Origin of the sequence: Rhodopseudomonas infernalis (genome assembly GCF_022271405.1) — a bacterium.
GTDB classification, from domain to species: domain Bacteria; phylum Pseudomonadota; class Alphaproteobacteria; order Rhizobiales; family Xanthobacteraceae; genus Rhodopseudomonas; species Rhodopseudomonas infernalis.
Map to the genome: position 1 here is coordinate 1 of NZ_JAJNAL010000082.1, position 1,180 is coordinate 1,180.

A 1,180-nucleotide genomic window follows, 5' to 3' on the forward strand; every position below is an offset into this window, starting at 1 on the left:
CGTCATCCTGAGCAACCATTAGATCGCGGCTGATTTGGCGATCCACGGGGTGCCGCGGGCGACGACTGTGTTGATGAAGATGATCAGCTTTCGGGCGCAGGCGACCAGGGCCAGTTTGTGAGGCTTGCCTCTGGCCGTCAGGCTTCGGTAGCTGGCGACGAGCTGGTGATTCCACTTGAAGGCGGCTGGCAGGGCGGCGGCGTAGAGGCTGGTCCTAAGCCGTTCGCGGCCGAATGCGATGTGGCGTTGGCCAGCCCGGCTTCCGCTGTCGTCGTCATAGGGAGCGAGGCCGGCCAGGGCTGCGGCCTGTTCGCGGCTGACGTTCCCGATCTCAGGCATCCGGATCAGCACGGCGACGGCGGTGCGCAGACCGACGCCATCTACGCTGGTGATCAGGTCAAGCCGCGCGGCGAGGTCCGGGTGGATCCGGATGTCGGCGATCAGCTGTTTGAGTTCGGCGCGGATGCAGGCTTTGAGGCGGGCAATCTCAGCCTGCCAGAACTCGAGACCGTGCGTGTCGCGACAGGCTTCACATCGGGTCTTGAGTCGGGCGACGTCTTCGGTGATCTGCTCTATCATCGTCAGACGGCTGGCAAGGGCTGCAAACCGCGGGTCCGGCGGCGGCCGAACCTCCGCGACCGCGGCCGTACAGGTCGCGATCAAGGCGGCGTCGATCCTGTCGTTCTTGGCCCGTTGCAGCTTGAAGATCGCGTAGGCGCGGACCTGCATCGGCTGCAGACAAACGACGACGAAGCCGGCGCGTCGCAGCGCCGCCATCACCGGCTGTTCGTAGCCTCCGCTGGCTTCCATTCCGACCCGCTTCACCCGGTGTCGGCGGAGCCAGGCCGCCAAGGCGGCGTGGCCCTCGGGCGAGTTGTCGACCTGCAGGTACTCACTGGTCCCGTTGATCGCCGTGTCGAGCTTGAACTTGCCGATGTCGATTCCGGCGCAGACCATGCTAAGCTTGGCCATCTTCGTCATCCCTTCCTTGTGATGCGAACCCTCGGTTCCTTCAACCATCCGGGCCTGATGAAGAGCCGATCGCGATCTTGCTCAGGATCAGCCCGAAAGGCTGAGGCGCTCACGATCCGACGACCGGCGCCCCGTTCCGGATGGCCGTCCGGAACGGGGCATTCCTCGAAAGGAACGATGAAAGATAGCAGCTCGCGCTAATACAAGG

At 64.5% G+C, this 1,180-nt stretch carries 1 protein-coding gene; it reads right to left on the reverse strand.

Annotation, left to right across the window (positions count from 1 at the left end):
• Window positions 1-18: 18 nt before the first annotated feature.
• Window positions 19-1,020 (reverse strand): IS110 family RNA-guided transposase, encoded by a 1,002-nt coding sequence (locus LPW26_RS25295; RefSeq protein WP_238738528.1) that lies wholly within the window; start codon window positions 1,018-1,020, stop codon window positions 19-21.
• Between the last annotated feature and the right edge of the window lie 160 nt (window positions 1,021-1,180).